This window comes from Mucilaginibacter sp., from assembly GCF_036383575.1.
Taxonomy (GTDB): domain Bacteria; phylum Bacteroidota; class Bacteroidia; order Sphingobacteriales; family Sphingobacteriaceae; genus Mucilaginibacter.
Window position 1 is genome coordinate 1 of sequence record NZ_DASVOB010000762.1, and the last position, 5725, is coordinate 5725.

Here is a 5725-nt window from a genome sequence, read left to right on the forward strand (position 1 = left end):
CATTTTCTACTTCCAGCTGTTTTTTATAAGCGAGCAATTTTTCATTGGCCCTTATGTTATCGACAGCGATAGATATTTGAGAACAGATCCCCCTCAGTAATAATGAGCTCAACCGGTTTGCCAGCAGCCAGATGGTACCGATGCTTTTTTCACCTACCCGTAACGGTAGGGCATACATATTTTTTAACCCCGTTGTTTTCCACAGCTTCGCATATGCATTACCGGTTTCTAATTCTTCTTCCACATTAAACACCAATCCATCCCTGCTGGCAAGCACTTTTGCTGTATAGTTTTCATCAATGGTGATCCGGTCGCTCTGTTTTTTTTCGTAATTTGTTTTGGCCTTATTAAACAATGTATCGTCATACATAAATGAGGACAAGTGAACACCGTCGTCATCTATCACCCTCAGCATAGCGAGTTTTGTATGCATCGCTTTATCCAGTACCCGGAAAATAGCATTCTGCAGATCCAGCTTTGTTCTTGACTGTGTAATATCATTACTGAAATCCAGCAAAAAAGCTTGCTCTTCCTGTGTTTTGTTGATCTGCTCGTGAGCAAAAATATTGGCCAGGGCGATAGATATCTGTGCACAAATACCTTGAAGCAACTGAACGTTGATCTCTCCTATGTCCAGGAATAAAATCCCATGGTTCGTTTCCCCATTACGCAAGCGGATGCCTACAATTTCTTTAAACCCCATCTTCTTCCAATACTGCAGGTAGGCTGAAGCGATGCCACGCTGTATTTCCCTGTCTACGTTAAACAATAAAGGAATGGGACTATTCAATACGCGGTTTTGAAGCCCATCGTTGATGGGATACCTGGCATTCTCCAGTGCACTTATTACTTTCGGATCCTGTGCTTTGCTTAGGTCATACACATAAGGGCTCATGGTAGTGCTATCTTCATTGATCCGTCGGATAACAAAGCCGCCTGGTGGATTTAACTTACTTAATCCGGCGCGAACTGCGCGGACAAGCTCTTCTTTGGTTCTTACTGTTACAATATCGCTGCTAAAATCAAGAAGGAATGATTTTTCTTTTTCGTTGTTAAGCAGCTCTTCATTTTTGATAATATTAGATACGGCGCTCGACAACTGGGGCGTAATACCTTTAATAACACTCCTGAATTCGTTATTAAAACTGCCCTGCTTATCCGAATAAATATGAATAAAGCCCATTGGCTTTCCCTCTTTCATAAGCCGGGTCATCAGAATTTCTTTTACTCCTTTTTCGTAATTAACCCGGAGAAAAGAGGGGCTTTGCGGCTTGTCCATTATATCTTCCAATAAAAAGGATATGGGTTCTTCTGACTGTAACACAGCCTGGATAAAAGGCTCGTTTAACGAAAAATGTGCCCTAACCATTTCCTGGTATCTTTGATGAGACCGGATCGGGGATCCATCATTATCCAGCAGGAAAGGGACGTATGTTTCATCCCTGTGGTCAATGAGTGTTACAATCGTATGCGTAAAATAAAATAACCCTTTGATCCTTTTTTTAAAAAGTACGATGAGGTCATTCTTGTCCCGAACCCGGGTGATATCATTTCCCAGTTCCAACAATATCCTTCTTTCCTTCTCAAGCCCGGTCATTGAGGTAGCCGGCAAATCAGACTCAGAAAGTTTTGCCTTTTTCATGCATGCAATTTATGGAAATTTCAGGTAGATGTTTTCACCTTGCTGGTATTGTTCAATATGAATACCATACAAAAAAAGCCTCTCATTTTCATGAGAGGCTTAAGGGTAAATGATGGGGCTCGAACCCACGACCCTCGGTACCACAAACCGATGCTCTAACCAACTGAGCTACATCTACCGTGTTCCGTTTTGGAGAGTGCAAAAATAGAAAACTATTAGTTACTTGCAAATTCTTTTTTAAAATTACATTAAGCTTACCTCATTAATTTAGAACGATTATAATTAATAGCTACTTTTGTGACTATGGCTGAGCAATTAATTGAACTGAATGTGACTGGCATGCATTGTAATAATTGTGCCATGTCTGTCCATAAATTCCTCGAAAAAAAGGGCTTACATAATATCCTCGTTGACTTTGCCGGCGAAGAAGTAAAATTTTCAACCAATGATGAGGCAAAACTGCCTGAAATAAAAAAAGGGATAGAAAATTTAGGATTTAAAGTTGTTGATGACATAAGCAACCATTTTGTACCGTTTTATGAGCGGATAGAAAATAAATTTATCTTCTGCGCCATCTTTACAGCGCCGCTTTTACTGCACATGATACTGCCCTGGCATTTTCTGCATCAGCCCATAATTCAATTGTTGTTATGCCTGCCGGTTTTTATAGTTGGATGTTTACACTTTGGCAAAAGCGCCATCAGCTCGCTTAAAGGAGGTATCCCGAATATGGATGTACTCATTTTTGTGGGCTCAACATCCGCATTTATATATAGCCTTATCGGCACAATACAAAACCTGGGGCCTCAATACCAGTTTTACGAAACCTGTGCTACTATTATTACATTGGTGTTGTTAGGTAATGTGTTCGAAAAACGTTCGGTAAGTCAAACTACCTCTGCGGTAAAAGATCTGATCAAATTTCAGGAAGTGAATGCCAATCGCGTAATAAATGGAAGCATTGAAATAATCAATGCTAAAGAAGTACGCCCGGGTGATACATTACTGGTTAACGAAGGAGATAAAATACCTGTTGACGGCGAGATCCTTTCAGGACAGGGTTCAGTTGATGAAGCCATGCTCACAGGCGAAAGCATCCCGGTTGAAAAGCAAAAATATGATAAGATTATTGGCGGCACTATACTGCTTAACGGCAATTTCCACATGCTGGCAACCCGGGTTGGCTCAAATACTATCCTTGCCCAAATCATCGACCTGATGAAGAAAGCCCAGGCAGCTAAACCACCGGTTCAAAAACTGGGCGATAAGGTTGCTGCCGTATTTGTTCCGGCGGTGATATTAATAGCGCTAATTACTTTTATGCTTACCTATTTTGTAGGCAGCGCCGGATTTCAGCATGCTATGATGAATGCCATTGCAGTGCTGGTAATATCCTGCCCTTGTGCTATGGGCTTAGCTACCCCCACCGCTGTTATGGTTGGATTAGGCCGTGCAGCAAAGAACGGCATATTGGTAAAAGGTGGTGACACCATCGAGGCTGTTACCAATACAAAATATGTGGTATTTGATAAAACAGGCACCCTAACAACCGGCAAGTTTACTGTCAACGAGATCAGGCTTGAGGATGGTGCCGATTTAGAACAGATAAGAGGCATAATCACCGCTATTGAAGAGCGTTCCAATCACCCGATAGCCAAGTCACTTGTAAACGGCTTAAAAGGGCTACCTCAACAAAAGCTCATTTTAAAATCGGTTAAGGAAGAAAAAGGCCTGGGTATGCGTGCCGAAGATATAAATGGCAATAATTACTTTTTGGGTACGGCCAAAACAAACCATGAAGCCAACTTCAACATTGTATTGTATAAAAACCAGGTACTGATGGCTCAAATTGCCGTTGACGACCAGATAAAACCCGAGGCCCCCGCACTTATTAACCAGCTTAAAAAGCTGGGTATTATCCCGGTATTATTAAGCGGCGATAAAAAAGACCGTTGCCTCAGTGTAGCCAATCAATTAGGTATTACCGAAATACATGCTGAAAGGCTCCCTGATGAGAAGCTAAAAGTGATCGATATCTACAAACAAAAAGGCAAAACCATTATGATAGGCGATGGCATTAACGATGCTCCTGCCCTAACCCATGCGGATGTTGGTGTATCGATGAACGATGCCAGCCAGGTGGCGATCCAATCGGCCAGTGTGGTGCTATTAAATACCGACCTGCACTCGGTGATCAAATTTCTACAGATCAGCAAGCATACCCTGCTTACTATAAAACAAAACCTTTTTTGGGCCTTTGCCTACAATATTATAGCCATTCCGGTAGCAGCCATGGGTTTCCTTAACCCTATGGTTGGCGCGCTGACCATGGCATTTTCTGATGTAGTGGTGATAGGAAATTCGTTGAGGTTGAAGATTAAGAAGATTAGCCCCCCAGCCCCCTAAAGGGGGAGTTTTGATTAGCATAGTTATTTTATTGGAACTATTTATTAGCTCCCCCTTTAGGGGGTTGGGGGGCTTTACTATATTTGCTTCATGATCGAGATTTTTACAGACGGGGCTTCAAGCGGTAATCCGGGACCAGGTGGTTATGGGGTGATATTGCGTTCGGGACAGCATTATAAAGAGCTATCCGAGGGGTTTCGCAAAACTACCAACAACCGGATGGAGTTGCTGGCGGTTATAAAAGGACTTGAAGCACTCAAAACTCCCAATCAGGATGTAATGATCTTTTCCGATTCCAAATATGTTATTGATGCTATCGAAAAACGCTGGGTTAATGGCTGGGTGGCAAAAGGCTTTGCAGGAAAAAAAAACAAAGACCTGTGGATGCGCTATTTAACGATAAGCAAGCTGCATAAAATAAAATTCACCTGGGTGCGTGGTCATAACGGACACCCCGAAAATGAACGATGCGACCAACTGGCCGTAGCAGCAGGCAAGCGCCCTCCCCTGCTTATTGACTCTGTTTTTGAGGCTGAGAATGCAAAGGCAGGGATGGTGTAATTCTGCGGGAGACGCAATTATGCGTCTCTACATCAAAACCACTATCCTGCCAGTTCAATAATCTGCAGATCCTGGATCTTATCGCCATCGATATTAAACCTCAACAGGGTACGCACTTTATGCCAGCCCTGCTTGCCTGCTGCGCCGGGGTTCATGTGCAGGCAGTTGATCTTTTTATCGAACATCACTTTTAAAATATGTGAGTGCCCGGTGATAAATAACTTTGGCGGATTGCTATAAATTTCGGCCTTGATATTTTGACTGTACCTGCCTGGATAGCCGCCGATGTGGGTCATCCATACATCCACATCTTCGCATTTAAAGCGTAAATGTTCGGGGTAAACTATACGCACGTCTTTATCGTCGATATTACCGTATACACCTTTTAATGACTTAAAAGCGGCAAGTTTATCGGCCAGTTCAATCGTGCCGAAATCGCCGGCATGCCAGATCTCATCGCAATTTTCAAAATGTTTAAATACGGCATCGTCGAGATAGCTGTGAGTGTCTGAAATCAGGCCTATGCGGGTCATGGGGTAAAGATAGAATTAAAGAGTCAGGAAATTAAGATTCAAGAATCAAGATGAGGCCTCAAAATATTATCAGAAAATCTTTCAGCAACTCACGGTACATTTCCGTATATACTTTTGGTTCGCTGTAAATAATAAACTTATCGGCAGTTAGCGGTTCATTGCTCCTCCCAAAAGCAAGGATCTCCCTGTGTGCTATATCATCTTTAAAAGAATGTATAGTGATTATGTTTTTTAGATAAAGTCCATGCTGCTTAACCAGGTCTTTAACTAAACCTGCTGTGTCAGTTGGCAATATTAGCCAGCCAGTCCCTTGCTCTGTAAGCTGTGCTGCAATTGTTGCTATTAACTTTTCAAAAAAACCATCAGCAGCGTGCTTGGCCAAATTGACCTTTGCTCCCGGCGATTGCAGGGAGTTAATATAAAAGGGGGGATTGGAAACAATGAGATCATATCTCTTTTCAGGGTGGCCTTCAAAGAATTGTTCAAACCCTTTTGCGTAAAGTGTTAGCCTATTGCTAAATGGCGAATTGCTGAAATTAGCTTTCGCTGTCGCAGCCGCCTGCTCATCAATTTCTACCGCGTC

At 42.4% G+C, this 5725-nt stretch carries 4 protein-coding genes, 1 tRNA gene and 1 pseudogene; 2 read left to right on the forward strand and 4 right to left on the reverse strand.

Translation table 11 applies throughout. The features are described from left to right. Positions 1 to 1642 (reverse strand): annotated as a pseudogene (locus tag VF500_RS27175) (AAA family ATPase); the annotation flags it as partial. 104 nt (positions 1643 to 1746) lie between these two features. Beyond that, positions 1747 to 1820: transfer RNA gene (locus VF500_RS27180), tRNA-His, on the reverse strand. 125 nt (positions 1821 to 1945) lie between these two features. Between VF500_RS27180 and VF500_RS27185 the strand changes: the two genes are divergently transcribed. Beyond that, positions 1946 to 4048 carry a cation-translocating P-type ATPase gene (locus VF500_RS27185; RefSeq protein WP_330862676.1) on the forward strand — a complete coding sequence of 701 codons (2103 nt, stop codon included), beginning with the start codon at positions 1946 to 1948 and terminating at the stop codon, positions 4046 to 4048. A 90-nt stretch (positions 4049 to 4138) separates the two neighbouring features. Further along, positions 4139 to 4609 carry a ribonuclease HI gene (rnhA, locus tag VF500_RS27190; RefSeq protein WP_330862677.1) on the forward strand — a complete coding sequence of 157 codons (471 nt, stop codon included), beginning with the start codon at positions 4139 to 4141 and terminating at the stop codon, positions 4607 to 4609. Between the two features lie 41 nt (positions 4610 to 4650). Here the strand turns inward: rnhA and VF500_RS27195 are convergent, their stop codons facing one another. Further along, positions 4651 to 5142 (reverse strand): metallophosphoesterase family protein, encoded by a 492-nt coding sequence (locus tag VF500_RS27195; RefSeq protein ID WP_330862678.1) that lies wholly within the window; start codon positions 5140 to 5142, stop codon positions 4651 to 4653. A gap of 58 nt (positions 5143 to 5200) precedes the next feature. After that, a partial coding sequence (locus VF500_RS27200) for a methyltransferase (protein ID WP_330862679.1) occupies positions 5201 to 5725 on the reverse strand: 525 nt, incomplete at its 5' end.

What these genes read in the sequence shown, in the direction of transcription:
- rnhA (WP_330862677.1), top strand. Translation starts at nt 4,139, where the DNA reads ATGATCGAGATTTTTACAGACGGGGCTTCAAGCGGTAATCCGGGACCA.
- VF500_RS27185 (WP_330862676.1), top strand. Translation starts at nt 1,946, where the DNA reads ATGGCTGAGCAATTAATTGAACTGAATGTGACTGGCATGCATTGTAAT.
- VF500_RS27195 (WP_330862678.1), bottom strand. Translation starts at nt 5,142, where the DNA reads ATGACCCGCATAGGCCTGATTTCAGACACTCACAGCTATCTCGACGAT.